Below are 18,202 nucleotides of genomic sequence, written 5' to 3'. Positions count from 1 at the left end.
GCGCAGGCGTGACATCAGCGGTTCACGAGCACGATGCCCACGGCCAGCGCGGCGAGCGCCGCCACCAGCCGCGTGCTGATGCCCTCGCCCAGCAGCAACGCACCGGCCAGCAGGCCGAACAGCGGCGTGCTGAGCGTGAACACCGACAGCTTGGTGGCCGCGTAGTGGCGCACCAGCCAGAACCACACCAGGTAGCTCGCGAACGTCACCACCACGGCCTGGAAGCTGAAAAGCCCCAGCAGCCGCACCGACCATTGCACGGGCAGCGCCTCGCCCGTGGCCACCGCCGCGGCGCACAGGGCCAGGGCCGAGAGGGCGAGCTGGTAGAGCAAGGTCTTCTCGGCCGGTGCGGCGCCGAGCCGCGTGCCGCGGATGGCCAGGGTCGTGCCGCCCCACAGCACGGCGGCCGCCACACCGAGTGCATCGCCCTTCCACTGCTGCGGTGAGCCGGGCGCGGTGAAGCCCTCGGCGAACGCAAAGGCCATGGCGCCGAACGCGAGCAGCAATCCGGCCCACTGCCGCAGCGACAACGCTTCGCCGCGGGCGATCCACGGCATGCCCAGCGCCACGACGAACGGCGCGAGGTAGATGAACACCACCATGCGCGACGCGCTCGTGTACTGCAGGCCCACGAAGATGCAGGCGAACTCGCCGGCGAACAGCAGCCCCGCGAGCACCCCGCCCGCGGCGCTGCCGTCGCGCTCGAACAGCCGAATGCCGCGCGACATCGCCCAGCCCCACACCAGCAGCCCGGCCACGGCCGAGCGCAGCCCCGCCTGCCACAGCGGCCCGATCTCGGTCAGTGCCGCCTTGGCCGCGACCTGGTTGATGCCCCACAGCAGGCAGCAGCCCAGCAGCAGGGCCACGGCCCGCGGGTCCAGGTGGGCGCGGCGCTGGGCCGGCGCGGGTGGGGTGGCGGGAGCGGCGACGGGCGGGGCGGCAGAGGCGGTCATGGCCTCTATGCTGCCAGCATGTCTGACGTGATCCTCGTGGGTGGCGGTGTGATGGGCGCGGCCACCGCCTGCTTCCTGGCCCGTGACCATGGCGCGCGCGTGACGGTGGTCGAGCGCGACCCGTCGTACGCGCAGGCGTCGAGCTCGCTGTCGCTCAGCTCCATCCGCCAGCAGTTCTCGCAGCCGGTCAACATCGCGCTGTCCCGCTGGAGCCTGGGCTTTCTGCGCCGCGCGGCCGATGAACTCGCCACGGCCGACGACCGGCCGGCCCTCGGCCTGGTGGAGCCGGGCTACCTCTACCTCGCCACCGCAGCGGGCGAGGCCACGCTGCGCGCCGTGCATGCCGTGCAGCAGGCCGAAGGGGTAGACGTGGCCCTGCTGTCGCCGCCGGCCTTGGCGGCGCGCTTTCCGTGGCTGGCCGTGGGCGATCTGGCCCTGGGTTCGCTCGGGTTGAGCGGCGAGGGCTGGTTCGACGGTCCCGCCCTGCACCGGGCCTTCCGGCGCAAGGCGCAGGCCTGCGGCGCGCAGTTCGTGGCGGGCGAGGTGGTGGGCTTCGAGGGGCAGGGCGCGCGGCTGAGCGCCGTGCGCTGTGCCGACGGCCGCGTGCTGGCAGCCGAGGCCTTCGGGATCACGGCCGGGGCCTGGAGCGCGCCCCTGGGCGAGGCCTTGGGTTTCACGCTGCCGGTCACGGCCCGCAAGCGCGATGTCTTCGTGCTGGAGACGCCCGCGGCGCTGCCGGATTGCCCGCTGGTCATCGACCCCAGCGGCTTCTGGTTCCGGCCCGAAGGTGGGCTGATCCTGGCCGGCGGCCCGCCACGGGGAGACGACCCGCCCGGGGCGCCGTTGCACGACATCGACCACGGCCTGTTCGAGGACCTGCTGTGGCCCGTGCTCGCCGCCCGCGTGCCGGCACTGGAGGCCTTGCGCGTGCGTTCAGCCTGGGCCGGCTACTACGAGATGAACGAGGTCGACCACAACGGCCTGGCCGGCGCGTTGCCCGGCTATGCGAATGCCTTCACGGCCTGCGGCTTCTCGGGCCATGGCATGCAGCAGTCGCCCGCGGTGGGCTGGTCACTCGCGCGGCTGATGGCCGGTCAGCCGGCACCGCTGATCGAGGCCCTGTCGCCGCAGCGCCTGCTCGACGGCCGGCGTCTCGTCGAGGCCAACGTCATCTGAGTCAGCGCTTGCGAGGCGCGGGCTTGGTAGTGGTCTTCTTCGGCGCGGCCTTGCGGGCGCCAGCCTTGGCCGGCGCGGCGCTGCGCACGTAGCGGGTGGCGGTGAGCTTGTCGGAGACGGCGCTCGTCTTGTTGTCGACATAGCCCCAGCCGCGCATGGCAATGCGCACCAGCGTGTCAGACGGGTCGGCGTCGGGGCCCTTGCCGTGCACCACCCAGACGGTGTTGCACAGCATGTCGGCATGGAACTCGGCCATGCGCGGCAGCTCCGCCGCATTGCTCAGCACGGCCACCAGCATGCGGGCCTCGCGCATGTTGGTGGTGATGCCGCCCGCGAGGGCTTCAGCCAGCGCCGGGTCCAGCGTGCCTTCGGTGGGGCCGATCAGCAGGGCCGGGTTCGCGGCGCTGACGCCGAGCTTGGCGGCCAGCGTGGGGGGCGGCGTCTGCAGCTTCTTGAGCCAGCGCTCGGCTTCCTTCTCGCCCAGGGACAGGGCCACGGGCTCGCCGCCGTGTTCGAACCGCAGCTCACCGCCGTCCACGCGCAGGTTCTGCAGGGCGGCGATGGCCCATTTGCGCTTGAGCTCACCGCGCAGGACCACGGTGGTCGACTCCAGCAGGGCGGTGACTTGGGCGCTGTCGTTGCCGACGCGGGCGGTGCAAAGGGCTTCACGTCCCATGGGGACTCCTCATCAGGCGATTCATCACCGGCATTGTCAGGCCCCAGGCCAGCATGCCGGCCCACGCGCCGCACAGGTGGGCGAAGGGCGCCACCGGGAAATCGAAACCTGGCGTGGCCTTGAGCACCGGGCCCAGGGGCGCTTCCAGGGCAATCTTGGCAAACAGGCCCAGTGCCATGCCGGCGCCCACCCAGCGCTCCCGGCCTCGTCGCCGCATGAGGCTGAGTGCCGCCACTGCGGCCAGGCCGTGCAGCACGCCCGACAGCCCGCCGTAGTGCAGCAGTTCGGGCCGCAGCAGCAGGGCGAGCTGGGTCAGTGGCAGCGCGATCAGGCCGGCGAGGCTCTCCCGTGCCCCGAGCTGTGCCCGCCAGCCCAGCAGCCCCAGCACCGCGCAGCCCGCCAGGTTGGCGGCCAGGTGCAGGGGCGTCCAGTGCACGAAGGCCGCCGTCACGGCGCGCCAGGGCTGGATGGCGGCCAGGCCCGGCTGCCAGTCGAGCCGGGCGGTCGGCAGCGCGCCGGCCAGCAGCGACAGCGCGGCGAGCGTCGCGCACAGACGCAGCCAGTGTCGGGCAGGGTTCACGGCCGGGCCGGTGGTCAGCGCAGGCCCGTCAGCGGCGCATCCTTGGGCGCGCTGATGACGTAGTCCGCCGTGAAGCGCTGGCTGGTGCCGGCGGGCAGGCTCTGCTCCCACATCACCCAGCCCGGTTGCTTGCGCCAGGCCTGGGTGCTGGGCGTGGGGCTGAACTGGGCCTGCACCTTGATGTCTTCATGCTGCGCGACGGGGCCGACCTCCACCACCTGCAGCGTCAGCGCGCCGCGGGTGTGGCGGTTCTCCACTACGTAGGCGCGGCCGTAGCGGTGCTCGGCCCGCGCCCCGATGAAGCCGCGGTCGCCGGCATTGCGCTGCTCGGGCTCCACCTGTACCCGCACCGCATCGTCGCGGCCGAAGGGCAGCTCCAGCCGTTCGTCGCTGCCCGCCACCTGCAGGCTGGAGTTGCCCACCAGCGCACCGTCGCGCACCAGCTGCAGCGGCCCGCGCGGCCAGGCGCCGGCCGGCCGCGCCAGGTCGGCCACGAGGTAGGCGGCGGCCTCGCTCTGCGGCTGCACGCGGGCCAGCACCCGCGCCTGGAGCTTTTCGGTGCCGAGCGTGAGGCTGGCGCGCTGGATGCCGCTGTCGATGTTCACGCGCAGGGGCAGCACGAACTCGGTGGCGTAGTCGTTCTGGAACACGGTCAGGTCGAAGCGGTCCAGCTCGGGCTCGCGAGCCCGCGAGCCTTGGACGGCCATCGACATGGCCAGTGGTGGTGCAGGCGCAGGCACGTAGGCCCGAGCCTCGGCAGCCACCGGCGGCCGGATGTTCAGCAACCACGGAGCGGGTGAGGGCAACCCCACGCGGGTCGATACCTGCGCGGTGGACAGCCGCAGCGTCACGTTGCGCCAGTCCTCCCCGCTTTGCTGAGACACCTGGGCCAGACGTTCCAGGTGGAGCGCGCCGCTGGTGGTATCGAGCAGCGCGCGGTAGCTTGGCGCCCAGCCGGCCTGGGTGATGCGGTAGCTCAGGCGCAGCTCGGCCGCTTGCGCGGTGGACAGCCGCACGCGCAGGCTGCGCCACTCCGGGTTGGCCGCGGCGAGGCGGTCGCGCTCGGACTTGAGCGGGCCGATCTGCCGCTCCAGCTCTTCCACCTGGCGGCGCAGCTGGGCCTGGCGCTGCAGCGCGTCCAGTGCCGCCTTGCGGATGGTGTCGGCCGTGGCGCCGATCGCGGCGGTCGTGGGCGGGTTGCGCGCATCGCCGTTGCCCAGGGCCTTGAGGTAGCCCAGGCCGGTCTCCAGCGCGCCGGATTCGGCATTCAGGCTGTCGCGCTGGGCTTCGAGCTTGCGCAGCTGCTCGTCCAGCGCGCTGTTGGCGCAGTCGGGCGCACGGTCGCGCGGCAGGGTCTCGATCTGCACCGGCCCCAGGTTGACGCCGGCCGGCGCATCAATCTGCAGGGTGTCGGGGTCGAACCGGGCGGTCAGGCACGTCAGCACCAACTCGCGCGCGCCTGCGGCCACCGAAGCCAGGCGGGTGACCTGGGCGCCGCCGGGGTAGACGAGCACCTCGTCAATGCGCGACTGCGCCTGGGCCAAGGCGGGCAGCAACAGGGCGATGAGTGCGGACGAGGCAGCCGGGAGCAGGGCGGTTCGTGGCATGGCGATGGCGCCGGGGCGCGCGTGAACGGGAGGTCAAAGGTAGCATCCCGGCCATGACCGACACCCGCAAAGCCCTGGTGCTTTTTTCCGGCGGCCAGGACTCCACCACCTGCCTGGCCTGGGCGCTGGACCGCTACGCCGAGGTCGAGACCCTGGCGTTCGACTACGGCCAGCGCCACCGCGTGGAGCTGGACTGCCGCACCACCGTGCGCGAGCGCATCGCCGCGCAGTTTCCCGCCTGGGCCGGCAAGCTGGGCGCCGACCATCTGCTGGACCTGTCCCTGCTCGGCCAGATCAGCGACACCGCGCTGACCAGCGAGCGCGCGATCGAGCTGCAAGCCAACGGCCTGCCCAACACCTTCGTGCCCGGGCGCAACCTGCTGTTCCTGACCTTTGCCGCCACGCTGGCCTACCGGCGCGGCGCCAGCGTGCTGGTGGGCGGCATGTGCGAGACCGATTTTTCCGGCTACCCCGACTGCCGCGACAACACCATGAAGGCGCTGCAGGTCGCACTCAGCCTGGGGCTTGATGCGCCCATGACGCTGGAGACACCGCTGATGTTCATCGACAAGGCCGCCACCTGGCGACTGGCCGAGCAACTGGGCGGCGAGGCGCTGGTCAAGCTCATCGTCGAGGACACCCACACCTGCTACCTGGGTGAGCGCGGCGCGCTGCATGCCTGGGGGCATGGTTGCGGCCACTGCCCGGCCTGCGAGCTGCGGGCCAAGGGGTACGCGGGGTACGCGGCCGCCCGAGCACGCGCATGACCGCCTGGCAATGGGTTGGCGTCGGTGCCGCGGCGCTGCTGTTCTTCTGGGGCGTGGGCGCCTACAACCGGTTGATGGCGCTGCGCAATGCCATTGGCGAGGCGTTCGCCCAACTCGACACGCACCTGAAGGCCCGCGCCGAGGCCTGCGACAAGCTGCTGGCCGCCGTCGCGCCGCGCCTGCCCAGCGAACAGGCCACCTTCGACGCCTTGGCCAGCGCCCAGGCCGAGTCGCAGGCTGCCACGCAGGCCTCGCGCGCCAAGCCCTGGGCGCCTGACCCGGTCGGCAGCCTGGCGGTGGCCAGCGCCCTGCATGCCGCGGCGCTGACACGGCTGATGTCGCTGCTGGACCACCAGGCCGAGCTGCGCAGCGAGACCGAGATCGACGGCCTGGTCAGCGAGCTGAAGCTCATCGAGCGCCAGCGTGCCTTCGCCCGCCAGGTCTTCAACCAGGCGGTGGCGCAGTACAACGAGGCGCTGAACCAGTTCCCGACGCGGGTGCTGGCCAATCTGTATGGCTTCAAGGAGGCGCGGTCGCTGTAAGGCCGGGGCGGGGCGGCGCGACTGCGTCGTATGCGCCCCTTCATCGCCTTGCTTCTCACCGTGGCTGCGTGGTCAGCCAATGCCCAGCCGCTGCAGTTGAGCGGCCCGACGCTGGACGGCAGCACCTTCAACCTGCAGGCGCTGCGCGGCCGGGTCGTCATGCTGTTCTTCTGGAACACCGACTGCGTGCCCTGTGTGCAGCGCATGCCGGAGCTGCGGGCCAACGCGGCAGGCTGGCGGGGCAAGCCGTTCACGCTGGTCCTGGTCAGCACCGACCGGGAGCGCCAGTCAGCGCTGGCCTATGTGCGCACGCTTCGCCAGGTCGACAAGGCCGCGGTCGATACGCCCTTCCTGTGGGCCGGTGAGCAGCGTCTGGGCGCCGGCCTCACGGTGCCGGCCAGCGTGCCGCAGACCCTGGTGCTGGACTCGCGTGGGGAGGTGGTGGCCCGGCATGTCGGCCGCATTGCCCCGGAAGCCTGGGACGACGTGGCCGAGCTGCTGCCCTGAGCCCGCCGCGGTCGCTTCAGCTGACCGCGATCGCCCCCGAGGCGCACATCTCCTTGAACAGCGCCGCCATCGCGTCGCCGCTCATCGCGTACGGGTCGAGCTTGCCGCTTTCGGAGTACTTCAGCACCAGGGCCGGATTCAGGCGGTGCAGATTGACTTGCCCCATCGTCCATCCGGGGAAGGCGCGCTCGGTGATCTCTTCGTAGCCGAGCAGGATGACGTCGTGGTGGCGGCGGTCCTGCACGATGTGCTTGTAGCGCGCATTGACGGCATTGCGGCCCCCTTCGAGCACCTGCACGAAAACCCCGTCCGTGAAGCACAGCAGGCCGGTGATGCCTTCGGCCGGGTTGTGTTCGCGCGAGATGCGCAGGATGGCGGCGAGGTCGGCGTCAGCGGGCGTCGCGGTGGCGCGGCTGGCATACATCAGGCGGACGAGCATGGTGTTCAGCCTTTGGCAATCAGTGAGAGGAATTCGCGGCGCAGATTGGCGTCTTTCAGGAAGGCGCCCCGCATCACGCTGTTGGTCATCTTGGACTCGCTGTCCTTCACGCCGCGCCAGTGCATGCAGAAGTGGTCGGCCTCCATCACCAGCGCCAGGCCGTCGGGCTGCACCCGCTCCTGGAGCTCGTTGGCCAGCATGGTGACCGCCTCTTCCTGGATCTGCGGGCGGCTCATGATCCAGTCGCACAGACGCGCGTACTTGGACAGGCCGATGAGGTTGGAGTGTTCATTGGGCAGCAGGCCGATCCAGACCTTGCCCATGATGGGACACAGGTGGTGCGAACAGGCGCTGCGCACCGTGATCGGTCCGACGATCATCAGCTCGTTCAGGCGGCTGACGTTGGGGAATTCGGTGACCGAGGGTGCCTTGGCGTAACGACCCGCGAAGACCTCCCGCAGGAACATCTTGGCCACGCGCTTGGCCGTTTCCTGCGTGTTGTGGTCGCTGTCGGTGTCGATGACGAGGCTCTTGAGCACCTCCTGCATCTTGGCCTGTACCTCGACCTGCAGCGCGTCCAGCTCGCCCGGCTCGATGAAGGCGGCGATGTTGTCGTTCGCATGGTGGCGGCAGCCGGCAGACACCAGGCGGTAGCGGATGCGCTCGGACACCGGCAGGTCGTCGGTCGCGGGGGAGGCGGATGCATTCATGGCGGCGGATTGTGCTGCGATTGCCACTTCTACACTGCCCCCATGTCCCAAAGCCCCCAGTCTGCTCCCCTGCACCGCCTCTTGAGCCAGGCGGCCGACGCCGTGCAGGGCGTGCGCGACGGCCGGTCCCTGACCGATCTGCTCGCCAAGGTGCCGGCCGACCTGCGACCCGGCACCCAGGCCCTGGCGTTCAGCGCGCTGCGCCGCCTGGGCAGCGCCGAGGCCGTGCGCCAGCAGCTGGCCCCCAAGGCACCGCCGCCGCGCGTGGACAGCCTGCTGCTGGTGGCCCTGGCCCTGCTCTGGCCTGAGGCCGAAGCCGGCGGCGCCCCCATGTACGCCGACCACACCCTGGTCGACCAGGCCGTGCACGCCGCCAAGCAGCGCGCGCCGGCCAGCGCCAATTTCATCAACGCGGTGCTGCGTCGCTTCCTGCGTGAGCGCGAGGCCCTGGTGGCGGCGGCCCAGCGCAGCCCGCTCGGCGCCTTCAACCACCCGGCCTGGTGGGTGGAGAAACTCAAGCAGGACTGGCCGGCCCAGTGGCAGGCCATCCTGGCTGCCAACAACCGCCCGCCGCCGATGACGCTGCGGGTGCACGCGGGCCGGGCCACCGCGGCCGAGTACGTCGAGCGCCTGGCGGCCCTCGGCCTGGGCGCGCGGGCGCTCGGCGCCTCCACGTCCCAGGCCGTGGTGCTGGACAAGCCGGCCCCGGTGTCGGCCCTACCCGGCTTTGCGGAAGGCCTGGTGTCGGTGCAGGACGCCGCCGCGCAGCTCGCCGCCCCCTTGGTCATCGGCAGCGGCCTGCGCCCCGGCGCCCGCGTGCTGGATGCCTGCGCCGCCCCCGGGGGCAAGACCGCGCACCTGCTGGAGCTGCAGCCCGATCTGCAGCTGACCGCGCTGGATGCCGACGCGCAGCGGCTGTTGCGGGTGCAGGACAACCTCGCCCGCCTGGGCCAGCAAGCCACACTCAAGGCCGCCGACGCCCGCCAGACCGCTGCCTGGTGGGACGGCCAGCCCTTCGACGCCATCCTGCTGGACGCCCCCTGCAGTGCCTCGGGCATCGTGCGCCGCCACCCCGACGTGCGCTGGCTGCGCCGGCCCGACGACATCACCGCCCTGGCCCGGGTGCAGGCCGAACTGCTGGATGCCCTCTGGCCGCTGCTGGCGCCGGGCGGGCGGCTCGTCTACGCCACCTGCTCCATCTTCCGTGCCGAAGGTCAGGCCCAGCTCGACGCATTTTTGCAACGCCAGCCCGACGCGAAGTCCCACGCCGTGCCCGGGTTCACGGGGCACCTGCTCCCCCTGGCTGACAATGCCGCGGTACCGCAGCCGACCCTGGACGGCTTCTTCTACGCCCTGATCACCCACCCCTGATTTGTTCGCCCGGATCGCCATTGCCGCCTTCTTCGCCGCGCTGCTCGCCCTGCTTCCGGGTGGGGCGCGGGCCGAAGGCATCGAGCTGGCGCAACTGGCCACCCGCAAGGCCGACGACGGGCTCGAACTGAGCTTCACCACCCGCTTCGAGCTGGGCGCCTTCGCCGAAGACGCGCTGCACAAAGGCGTGCCGCTGTACTTCGTGGCTGAGGCCACCGTGCTGCGCAACCGTTGGTACTGGCGTGACGCCCGCGTCGCCCGCGCTGAGCGGGTGTGGCGGGTGAGCTGGCAGCCGCTGACGCGCCAGTACCGCGTCTCCAACGGGGGCCTGCACCAGAGCTTCGGCACGCTGGAGGAGGCCCTCACTGTGCTGCGTGGCCAGAGTGCCTGGCGCATCGCCGAGCCCAAGGACATCGAGGACGGCGGCAGCTACTACCTGGAGTTCAGCTACAAGCTCGACGTCAGCCAGCTGCCCCGCCCGATGCAGATTGGCCTGCAGAGCGGCTTTGCGCTCAGCATCGAGCAAAAGCGCAATTTCGCGCCGGACTTCAGCCTGCGATGACGCGAGTGGCGCGCTGGGGCTGGGTCATCACGCTGGTGACCCTCACGGGTGTGGTCGGCGTGCTCGGCTTCCTGCTGTCGGTGGGCACCACCTCCGAGCGCGGCTTCTTCGAGCGGCACTACCACTGGCTGTTCTGGGTCAACGTCGGCGTGGCGGTGGTGCTGACGCTAGTGATCCTGACCGCCGCCGTGCGCCTGTTCGTGCGGGTGCGCCAGGGGCGCTTCGGCAGCCGGCTGCTGTTCAAGCTCGCAGCCATCTTTGCGCTGGTCGGCGTGGTGCCGGGGCTGCTCATCTACGCGGTGTCCTACCAGTTCGTGAACCGCAGCATCGAGACCTGGTTCGACGTGAAGCTCGCCAGCGCGCTGGAGGCCGGCCTGAACCTGGGCCGCGGCACGCTGGATGCCATGGTCTCCGACCTCGCCAACAAGACCCGCGACGCCGCCGACCAACTCGCCGAGACCAGCACGCCCCAGCTGCTTGCGCTGGAGCGGGTGCGCGACAAGCTCGGCGCCCGCACCGTGGCGCTGGTGGGCGGCAATGGCCAGATCCTGATGGAAAGCGGCGGCGACACCCGCCAGCTCACACCCGACCGCCCCAGCGGCAGCATGCTCACGCGGGCGCGCGGCGGCATCACCGCCAGCCAGCTCGAAGGCCTGGAAGACGAAGCCGCGGCCCTGCAGGGCGGCGCCCAGATCCGCACCCTCGCCCTGCTGCCCAACACCGAGCTGCGCCTGGGCCTGGGCGAGCGCTACCTGATGGTCATCCAGCGCATCCCGCCGACCATGCTCAGCAATGCGCTCGCCGTGCAGGCCGCCAACAACGAGTACCAGCAGCGCTCGCTGGAGCGCACCGGCCTGCGCCAGATGTACCTCGGCACGCTCACGCTGGTGCTCATCCTGGCCGTGTTCGCGGCGCTGCTGCTGGCCGTCACCCTGGGCAATCAGCTCGCGCGGCCGCTGCTGATGCTGGCCGACGGCGTGCGCCAGGTGGCGCAGGGCGACCTCTCCGTGCGGCCGGCACTCGCCACGCGCGACGAGCTCGGCGGCCTCACCCGCTCCTTTGCCGACATGACCGGCCAGCTCGCCGACGCCCGCGCCCAGGTCTCGCGCACCGTGGCCGAGCTCGACGCCGCCCGCACCCACCTGCAGACCATCCTCGACAACCTCACCGCCGGCGTGCTCGTCTTCGACGCCGACGGGGCGCTGGAGACGGTCAACCCCGGCGCCACGCGCATCCTGCGCCTGCCGCTGTCGGCCTACATCGGCCGCCCGCTGGCCGAGGTGCCCGGCCTCACCGAATTCGCCGCGTCGCTGGAGCAGCGCTTCGAGCAGAGCGCCAGCAACGACGGCGAGCGCGACATGGACCGCGAGCTCTGGCAGGAGTCCTTCGAGCTGCAGCTCGACCCCAAGCAGAACCCGCTGACGCTGCTCGTGCGCGGCGCACCGCTGCCGCAGAGCGCGCGGCTGGTCGTCTTTGACGACATCTCCGAGGTCGTCTCGGCCCAGCGCTCGGCCGCCTGGAGCGAAGTCGCCCGGCGCCTGGCGCACGAGATCAAGAACCCGCTCACGCCCATCCAGCTCTCGGCCGAGCGGCTGCAGCACAAGCTCGAAGCCAAGCTCGAAGGCGCCGACCAGGCCATGCTCGTGCGCTCCGTGGCCACCATCGTCAACCAGGTGCAGGCCATGAAGCAGCTGGTCAACGAGTTCCGCGACTACGCCCGGCTGCCGTCCGCCCAGCTCAAGCCGCTGGACCTCAACGCCCTCATCCACGAGGTGCTGAGCCTCTACGCCGAGCCTCAGGACAAGGGGCGCCTGGCGGCAGACCTCGCACCCAGCCTGCCCCACATCAAGGGCGATGCAAGCCAGCTGCGCCAGGTCATCCACAACCTCGTGCAGAACGCGCTCGACGCGGTGCACGACCGGCCCGACGGCCGCGTCACCGTGCGCTCGCAGCTCACGCTCACCGACACCGGCACGCCGCGCTCGGTGCGGCTCATCATCAAGGACAACGGCCCCGGCTTTGCCGAGAAAGTGCTCAAGCGCGCCTTCGAGCCCTACGTCACCACCAAGGCCAAAGGGACCGGCCTGGGCCTGGCCGTCGTCAAGAAAATTGCGGACGAACACGGGGCGCGCATCACCCTGCGCAACCTGCATCCCGCTTCCGATGCGGGTTCTCCCCTTGGTGAAGGGCCCGACGCCGTCGTGATCGGCGCGCAAGTTTCGCTATCATTTTCGAACCTGACACCTGCCACCGAGCCCGGTGCGCCAGGCGCCAAGACCTAAGGATTCATGGCCACCATTCTTGTTGTCGACGACGAGCTGGGCATTCGCGCACTGCTGTCTGAAATTCTCAGCGACGAGGGGCACACCATCGAGCTGGCCGAGAACGCCACCCAGGCGCGCTCCGTGCGCGAGCGCATGCGCCCCGACCTCGTGCTGCTCGACATCTGGATGCCCGACGTCGACGGCGTGACCCTGCTCAAGGAGTGGGGCAGCGCCGGCCTGCTCACCATGCCCGTCATCATGATGAGCGGCCACGGCACCATCGACACCGCGGTGGAGGCCACCAAGTTCGGCGCCATCGCCTTCCTCGAAAAGCCCATCACGCTGCAAAAGCTGCTGCGCGCCGTCGAGCAAGCCCTCGTCAAGACCGCCCCGCCGCGCCCGGCGCCGGCCGTCGTCGGCCTGCCGAGCTATGCGCGCCCTGAGCCCGGCAACCTGCCGCCGCCCACGACGCACACGATGGCGCTCTCCAGCCACCTGCCCAGCAACAACGCGCTGGCCTCCGAGCAAAGCTTTGAACTCGACCGCCCGCTGCGCGAAGCCCGCGACGCCTTCGAGAAGAGCTACTTCGAGTTCCACCTCGCCAAGGAAAACGGCTCCATGACCCGCGTCGCCGAGAAGACTGGGCTGGAGCGCACCCACCTCTACCGCAAGCTCAAGCAGCTCGGCGTGGACCTGAGCCGCAACAAGCGCGGCAACGGCGGCTGAGCCTGCGGCACCGCAGCGCAGGCTTGGCAGCGCCAAACCCTGTGCTATAGTCGCGGACTTCGCTGAGCGGCCGACGGGCTGCCCAGTTGAAAACCAAGGCCTGGTAGCTCAGTTGGTAGAGCAGCGGATTGAAAATCCGCGTGTCGGTGGTTCGATTCCGCCCCAGGCCACCAGAACAGAAATCCCAAGCGCTGCTTAGTGTTTGGGGGCCAAAAGAGCCCGGCACGCCGGGCTTTTTTGCGTCCGCGAAAGACCGCGGTCCGTGTGTCGCCGGGCGATCGCCGGAGCGCTTCGGCTTGACCAGGCCGTGCCGGATCTCTCCCGCTTCTCCATCCAGGTTGAAGCGGAGCCCCTACACCGCCTCTCGCATCACGCCGTGCTTAGAGCACAGCACCTCCATGTCGTTGCGCGCTTGGTCGATGTCGTCCTCTCGCAGAGTCAGCTTGACGAGGAGAGCTTCGTCACCGTCTTCCAGTACGGAGTACGAACGGCCGGCGCCGCCCAAGGCCCAAGTGGCTACCACCGACAGCGCGTCGGTGCTGGGGCGGTTTCGGCTAGCGAAACCTGCGGGGGACGTGCCGTCGCGAGTGAAGCGGTACGTTGCTGTGATCTTGGGATGTAGTGTCATCGGTACCTTCTCAGTCGGCTCGCTCGTGTTGATCTCGCATCCTGCCCGGGTGGCGACTAGAATCTCGGGTTGCGCTAGCGCCACTTGGCGTGACCGGCGGGGCCAACGGCCCTCCGCTCGGTTCGTGGGCTTTGGCCCGGGCGCATGGTGAAGATGGAGCTGCTGGCTTCTTGGGTCTACGTCTTCAAGCTGTGCGGATCAGAATCGGGAAACCCCGGATTCCGAACCACTTGGCATGAAGGACTCGACCATTTCGGGTGGTTATCGTCGCGCGGAAAACGAGTTGATGACCGTCGGGAATCGGGAAACCGAAGTCCAGTTGCTTTGTCGGCATTAGGCGCTACCTCCTTCCAGCCGGGGTTACCGGGCTTAGAGGGTTGATGGAAGTGCCAGCAAGCTCCGTAGGGGCTGCCTTGGGCCGTTGACTCGCGATCTTTCTCAGGGACGCAGCGAGCAACGGCCCGTCTCTTTTCCGCCCCGGCTACAGCAGCCATCTCGCCGGGGCCGACCTATCTCCTCACGGTGTTCTCCTTCAGCATGGGCGCATTGTTGCGCCAGTTCTCTTGTCCGTCAAGACTTGGAGAACTGAAGTCTCGATTTCAAGTCTTCCAGGCCTCGTTGCGTCTCTTGAGCAATCCTTAAAGCTCTTGTAGAGTTCGAGATCTGCAAGGAGGACTTATGACAGACGTGTCAAGCCAACCCTCAGCCGCTGGGAAGAAGCCTGTTGGTCGCGGCGTGTCGTACCCATTCATCAGCCTCGAAGTGGCCGTAGAAAAGGCGCGAGCCTTTCATCGCGAAGAGCGGAAGTCAGCCGCTCCCGTGTCATCTGCGATGCGTCACTTCGGGTACTCCGAGACCAGTAGTGGCGGCCGTCAGACCGTCGCAACCCTTCTTCAGTTCGGGTTGCTCGAAGACGAGGGTCGGAGTGAGAACCGTCATGTCAAGCTGACTGAACGCGCGCTAGACATTCTTCTGGCGGAGCCCGAGTCTCCTGCGCGCTACGCAGCACTCCGAGAGGCCGTGCGGATGCCGAAGCTGTACGCCAACATCATGGCGAAGTGGCCCGACCAGCTTCCATCTGATCACACGCTGGCCTTCTACCTGCAGAAGGAGTTCGACTTCAACCCGAAGAACATCAAGGCTTTCATCGCCGATCTTCGGGCGTCTCTAGCCTTCGCTCGGTACTCGATGTCGGACGCGGACGAGCCCCTGAGCCAAGATGAGCGCGAATCTCAGTCCCAGCCCGTTGAAGATGCTGCGGAGGATGTTCGGCCGTCCGCGGTTAACTTCAGTCCGAAGTCTCTTCCACCTCAGTCACCCAAGCAGCAACTGACTAGTCCTGAAATGCCGAACGAGCGCGAGTGGTTACGCGGCATGCTGAGCAAAGATGGCTCGAGTGCCTTCCGCATCCTCGTCTCTGGCGACATCAGCGCGAAGGCGATCGGCAAGCTGATCAGGATCCTTGATGCACAGAAGATGGTGCTAGAGGATGACGACGAGGAAGACGATCGTTGAACGGCTGTACATCGCCTTGTCCAGCGGCGACCGCACCCCCGGCCCGCCAGTTACGAGAAGGAGGAGAACCGGGATGGCACGCGTGTCCTAGAACGGAACTGAGGGGGCCTCTGCTTCGCTAGGCCGGATCGAACGGTGACGGCGGCGCGGCGTACCTCACGCAGCCCTTCCCACCCTTCTTGGCCGCGTACATCGCCGCGTCGGCTGCGGCGAGCAGCGTCGCCGGCTTGGAGCCGTGCTCGGGGCAGAGCGCCACGCCGATGCTTCCGGACACGGTCGCCGTGATCCCTCCGTCGAGGTCCACAGGCGTCTCAAGTTTGCCCAGCAACCTGCTGAGGATCGCGTCGCACTGAGCGATGTCGTCGAGCCCACCTAGCACCAGCACGAACTCATCGCCGCCCAGACGGGCTACGGTGTCGCCTGCCCGGACGACTGACACCGCGCGGTGGGCAACTTCCTTGAGCAGTTGGTCGCCAGCATCATGCCCGTGCACATCGTTCACGGACTTGAAGCCGTCTAGATCAACGAACGCGATCGCGCACAGTTGACTCGTGCGCTTTGCGGCGATGACTGCTTGGTCAACACGGTCTGCCAGCAGAAGCCGGTTCGGCAGCCCGGTCAGCGCGTCATGGAAGGCGATGTGCTCGACTTGCTCTTGGTAAGCATGCTGAGCGGTCACGTCCGTCATCATCCAGAGCGACTCGCCGGGGTGTTCCTTCAACAGCGTGCCCTGAAGCTGGATCCAGATCGTGCTCCCGTCCTTGCGCCGCATCTTGGCCTTGGTCAGGTAGTCGTGACCGTCGGCAAACGCTGCGCGCGATTCCGCTCCCACGCGCTCGTACGTTTCATCGTCGGCGTAAAGCATGCGCGCTGGCTTGCGCTGCAGTTCCTCCAAGCTGTAGCCGTACATCCTGGCTACGGCCCTGTTGGTCCAGATCGCAACGCGTGTTGCCACCTCGATCCGCACGATCCCCACCAGCTCGGCGTCGAGCATGGCTGATTGCAGTTCACCGAGCACCTGTAGCTCGCGGTTCGCTGTGTTCAGCTGAGCAGTTCGTTGATCGACGAGTCCGCCGAGTCGAGCCGTCATGGCCTGAAGCGCGCTGGAGAGCTGGGAGAGCTCGCGATTCAGTTCTGCCCGCGGGATGAACGTGCCCGCCACACCTTGCTCTACCTCATGGGCTGCACGTGCCATCTCCTTCAGCGGCTGAGTGAGCTGGCGGCCCAGCAACAGCCCGAACGCGACCGCTACGAGCCCACAGCCAAGCCCCACCGCAAGCGCATGCTTGGTTGCTGCGATCGCAGGCTCGAAGGCAACTTCGGCTGGCTGTCGCACCAGTACCTGCCAACCCAGTGCCAGCTCTGGCGCGTAGGTGTCTAGCGACCAACTCGTGGTGAGGTAGCGGCGCCCATCCCCCCAACGTGCAACGGTAGCGGGTCTTGCTTGCTCGCCGGGCGAGGCTGGCGTCAACGCCTCCAACTGCCGGGCCAGCTCTGCCACATCCACCTGCGCGCTTCGGTCGGCGCCGAAGATGACCTGGCCCGTTCGGGTGAGGATGTAGACCTCGATGCGGCGCGCTTCAGCGTTCTTCGGAATGAAGGCTTCGGCTACGGCGCTAACGCCCTGCACGTCAGCGTGCAACGCGAGGACGCCAGCTGTCTTCCCCGCGATCTTCAGTGGTGCCGCCACGTCGATGAAGCGAAGCGGTTCGCCCGTGGCGCTGGCCGGCAGCAGGCTTGAGAGAAGCTTCGCTTCGTGCACGTCGCCAACGTACCGACCTTGAAGGCCGGCGGGAAACCATGGCCGCTCATGCACGTCTCGGCCTACAAGCACGTTGTCGGTCGCGGCAACCACGATGCCGCGCGCGTCGGCCACGCCGACCCAGGAAGGGAACGGCCGAGAGCGCTTGACGCGAGACAGCGCTTGCGTGACCTTCGGGCTTGAGAGTCCGTCTTCCCAGACTTCAGGCGACTCGACGAGCTGCTCAACCTGCTGCACGCGGTCCCTGAAGTTCTTGCCGAGCGCAGTCGCGATGCTTCTACCTAGCGATGCCAAGGCGGCGCCTTTGTCACGCTCGATCTGACCTTGCATCATGGACGTCAGCAAGCTGGTCAGCGATAGCGCCAACACCAGCACGACGAAGGCGAGCAGGCCGGCGAGCTGTGTTCCCAGGCTCCTTCGATGTAGCCATGACCAGCGAGTTTCGATCTTTTGGTGTGCGTCCATCGTTCACCTAGGCGATGTCTTGCCGTCCATGCACATCACTTGGCGCGCCGCTGCGCCGGGACGGCATTCCGCCGCGCCGATCGTAGAAGAGATGCAGCGGACACTAGACGGTGTAAGCGCCTGCCAAGGGAAAAAAGGGAGAACCGGGATGGCCCGAACGCCATCCCGGTTCAAGTCCTCATGCTGCCTGCGCGGCCGGCGCGATGGCGGCCTCGATGGCGTCGCCAACGCTCTGCGCCGCCGCACGCAGCGGGTCATCGGCGAGGTGCGAGTACCGCTGTGTCATGGTCGGGGCACTGTGGCCAAGCATTTTTTGGACCAAGAACAAAGAAATTCCTTGAGAAACCATAAGTGATGCAGCCGTGTGCCTGAGGTCATGAATCCGCACCTGGACGGGCCCTTTGATGTTGGCCTTCGAGAGGCACCGAAGAAACGTCTTGCGCGGGTCGTGAAGCGGCTTGCTGGGATCGCGGCCCGGGAACACCCAGCCCTCGGGCCCGCGGCTCGGTTGAGCCTGCAGAAGTTCGATCGCCTGCCTGCTGAGCACCACCGTTCTGGCCCGCCCGCTCTTGGTCGTCGGAATGAGCCAGGTGCCGCGCTGCAGGTCGACGTGCTCCCAGCGTGCCTTCAAGGCCTCCTCACGCCGCGCGCCGGTCATCAGCAGCAACTTCAGCGCGGCCACCGCGGTCTGGTTGGGATCGTCCGCCATGGCCGCGAACAGCGCGGCGCACTGCTCGGGGCTAAGGAACGTTTCTCGGCCGTTGGTCTCCTTATGCTGGGCGACTCCCTGGCAGGGGTTGGTGTCGACGCGCTCCCACTCCACAGCCCTGCGGAAGATGGCGCTGAGCAGGGCCAGGTGCCCTCGGCCGCGACGACGAGCCGGTCGGCGTAGACGCGCAGGCTCACCGGCCTGTTGGCGTACGACGCCGGCACGCTGTACCGGGTGCGCTCG

General features: G+C 68.7%; 18 protein-coding genes, 1 tRNA gene and 1 pseudogene. 10 read left to right on the top strand and 10 right to left on the bottom strand.

The annotated features are described in order from the left end of the window. Positions 1–14 precede the first annotated feature (14 nt). Positions 15–953, bottom strand: a complete 939-nt coding sequence (locus CDO81_RS15160) for a DMT family transporter (protein WP_088484079.1) — start codon at positions 951–953, stop codon at positions 15–17. A gap of 18 nt (positions 954–971) precedes the next feature. Here CDO81_RS15160 and CDO81_RS15155 point away from each other — a divergent pair, with 18 nt between their 5' ends. Beyond that, a complete protein-coding gene (locus CDO81_RS15155; protein ID WP_088484438.1) occupies positions 972–2,129 on the top strand; it encodes an NAD(P)/FAD-dependent oxidoreductase in 1,158 nt (385 codons plus the stop codon). Position 2,130: 1 nt separating this feature from the next. Here CDO81_RS15155 and CDO81_RS15150 read toward each other — a convergent pair whose 3' ends face one another. Genes CDO81_RS15150 through CDO81_RS15140 form a run of 3 tightly spaced genes read right to left on the bottom strand, consistent with a single transcriptional unit; the run spans position 2,131 to position 4,992 of the window. Next, positions 2,131–2,805, bottom strand: coding sequence for a hypothetical protein (locus CDO81_RS15150; protein ID WP_088484078.1), 675 nt, complete (start codon positions 2,803–2,805; stop codon positions 2,131–2,133). Continuing rightward, on the bottom strand, positions 2,795–3,385 hold the full coding sequence (rrtA, locus tag CDO81_RS15145; protein WP_158218296.1) for a rhombosortase: 591 nt from the start codon (positions 3,383–3,385) through the stop codon (positions 2,795–2,797). Before rrtA ends, CDO81_RS15150 begins: the two co-directional genes overlap by 11 nt. A 14-nt stretch (positions 3,386–3,399) precedes the next feature. Then, entirely contained in the window at positions 3,400–4,992 is a 1,593-nt protein-coding gene (locus tag CDO81_RS15140) for a DUF4139 domain-containing protein (protein ID WP_088484076.1), read from the bottom strand. 53 nt (positions 4,993–5,045) lie between these two features. On the opposite strand from CDO81_RS15140, the gene queC reads away from it, so the two are divergent. Genes queC through CDO81_RS15125 form a run of 3 tightly spaced genes read left to right on the top strand, consistent with a single transcriptional unit; the run spans position 5,046 to position 6,808 of the window. After that, the gene (queC, locus tag CDO81_RS15135) at positions 5,046–5,759 is read left to right on the top strand and encodes a 7-cyano-7-deazaguanine synthase QueC (protein WP_088484075.1); all 714 of its coding nucleotides are present in this window, start codon (positions 5,046–5,048) and stop codon (positions 5,757–5,759) included. After that, positions 5,756–6,301, top strand: a complete 546-nt coding sequence (locus CDO81_RS15130; RefSeq protein ID WP_088484074.1) for a LemA family protein — start codon at positions 5,756–5,758, stop codon at positions 6,299–6,301. Before queC ends, CDO81_RS15130 begins: the two co-directional genes overlap by 4 nt. Before the next feature lie 30 nt (positions 6,302–6,331). After that, complete coding sequence (locus CDO81_RS15125; RefSeq protein ID WP_088484073.1) at positions 6,332–6,808, top strand: TlpA family protein disulfide reductase; 477 nt, start codon at positions 6,332–6,334, stop codon at positions 6,806–6,808. Between the two features lie 16 nt (positions 6,809–6,824). Here the strand turns inward: CDO81_RS15125 and CDO81_RS15120 are convergent, their stop codons facing one another. Continuing rightward, positions 6,825–7,247, bottom strand: a complete 423-nt coding sequence (locus CDO81_RS15120) for a BLUF domain-containing protein (protein ID WP_088484072.1) — start codon at positions 7,245–7,247, stop codon at positions 6,825–6,827. Between the two features lie 5 nt (positions 7,248–7,252). Further along, complete coding sequence (gene folE / locus CDO81_RS15115) at positions 7,253–7,957, bottom strand: GTP cyclohydrolase I (protein ID WP_088484071.1); 705 nt, start codon at positions 7,955–7,957, stop codon at positions 7,253–7,255. A 42-nt stretch (positions 7,958–7,999) separates the two neighbouring features. On the opposite strand from folE, the gene rsmB reads away from it, so the two are divergent. The 5 genes from rsmB (at position 8,000) to CDO81_RS15090 (ending at position 13,053) form a co-directional block, all read left to right on the top strand. Then, a complete protein-coding gene (gene rsmB, locus CDO81_RS15110; protein ID WP_088484070.1) occupies positions 8,000–9,328 on the top strand; it encodes a 16S rRNA (cytosine(967)-C(5))-methyltransferase RsmB in 1,329 nt (442 codons plus the stop codon). A 1-nt stretch (position 9,329) separates the two neighbouring features. Then, positions 9,330–9,890 (top strand): DUF4390 domain-containing protein, encoded by a 561-nt coding sequence (locus CDO81_RS15105; RefSeq protein WP_088484069.1) that lies wholly within the window; start codon positions 9,330–9,332, stop codon positions 9,888–9,890. After that, positions 9,887–12,172, top strand: a complete 2,286-nt coding sequence (locus CDO81_RS15100) for a sensor histidine kinase (RefSeq protein ID WP_088484068.1) — start codon at positions 9,887–9,889, stop codon at positions 12,170–12,172. Before CDO81_RS15105 ends, CDO81_RS15100 begins: the two co-directional genes overlap by 4 nt. 6 nt (positions 12,173–12,178) lie before the next feature. Further along, the gene (locus CDO81_RS15095) at positions 12,179–12,880 is read left to right on the top strand and encodes a response regulator (RefSeq protein WP_088484067.1); all 702 of its coding nucleotides are present in this window, start codon (positions 12,179–12,181) and stop codon (positions 12,878–12,880) included. 97 nt (positions 12,881–12,977) lie between these two features. Then, positions 12,978–13,053 (top strand) — tRNA-Phe (locus tag CDO81_RS15090). A 179-nt stretch (positions 13,054–13,232) separates the two neighbouring features. Here CDO81_RS15090 and CDO81_RS28115 read toward each other — a convergent pair. Further along, on the bottom strand, positions 13,233–13,403 hold the full coding sequence (locus CDO81_RS28115) for a hypothetical protein (RefSeq protein ID WP_158218295.1): 171 nt from the start codon (positions 13,401–13,403) through the stop codon (positions 13,233–13,235). A 783-nt stretch (positions 13,404–14,186) separates the two neighbouring features. Here CDO81_RS28115 and CDO81_RS15080 point away from each other — a divergent pair. Further along, on the top strand, positions 14,187–15,023 hold the full coding sequence (locus CDO81_RS15080) for a hypothetical protein (protein WP_144397264.1): 837 nt from the start codon (positions 14,187–14,189) through the stop codon (positions 15,021–15,023). Between the two features lie 118 nt (positions 15,024–15,141). Here the strand turns inward: CDO81_RS15080 and CDO81_RS15075 are convergent, their stop codons facing one another. From CDO81_RS15075 to CDO81_RS29285, 3 genes and pseudogenes are all read right to left on the bottom strand, one after another. Continuing rightward, the gene (locus CDO81_RS15075) at positions 15,142–17,250 is read right to left on the bottom strand and encodes a diguanylate cyclase domain-containing protein (RefSeq protein WP_088484064.1); all 2,109 of its coding nucleotides are present in this window, start codon (positions 17,248–17,250) and stop codon (positions 15,142–15,144) included. A gap of 178 nt (positions 17,251–17,428) precedes the next feature. Continuing rightward, positions 17,429–18,073, bottom strand: coding sequence for a tyrosine-type recombinase/integrase (locus CDO81_RS15070; protein WP_277621594.1), 645 nt, complete (start codon positions 18,071–18,073; stop codon positions 17,429–17,431). Positions 18,074–18,096: 23 nt separating this feature from the next. After that, positions 18,097–18,202, bottom strand: a pseudogene (locus tag CDO81_RS29285) (Mu transposase domain-containing protein); the annotation flags it as partial.

It is taken from the genome of Roseateles puraquae (assembly GCF_002205845.1).
Classification (GTDB): domain Bacteria; phylum Pseudomonadota; class Gammaproteobacteria; order Burkholderiales; family Burkholderiaceae_C; genus Pelomonas; species Pelomonas puraquae.
The sequence above is the reverse complement of the archived record's forward strand: the minus strand, read 5'-3'. Positions and strand labels throughout refer to the sequence as shown.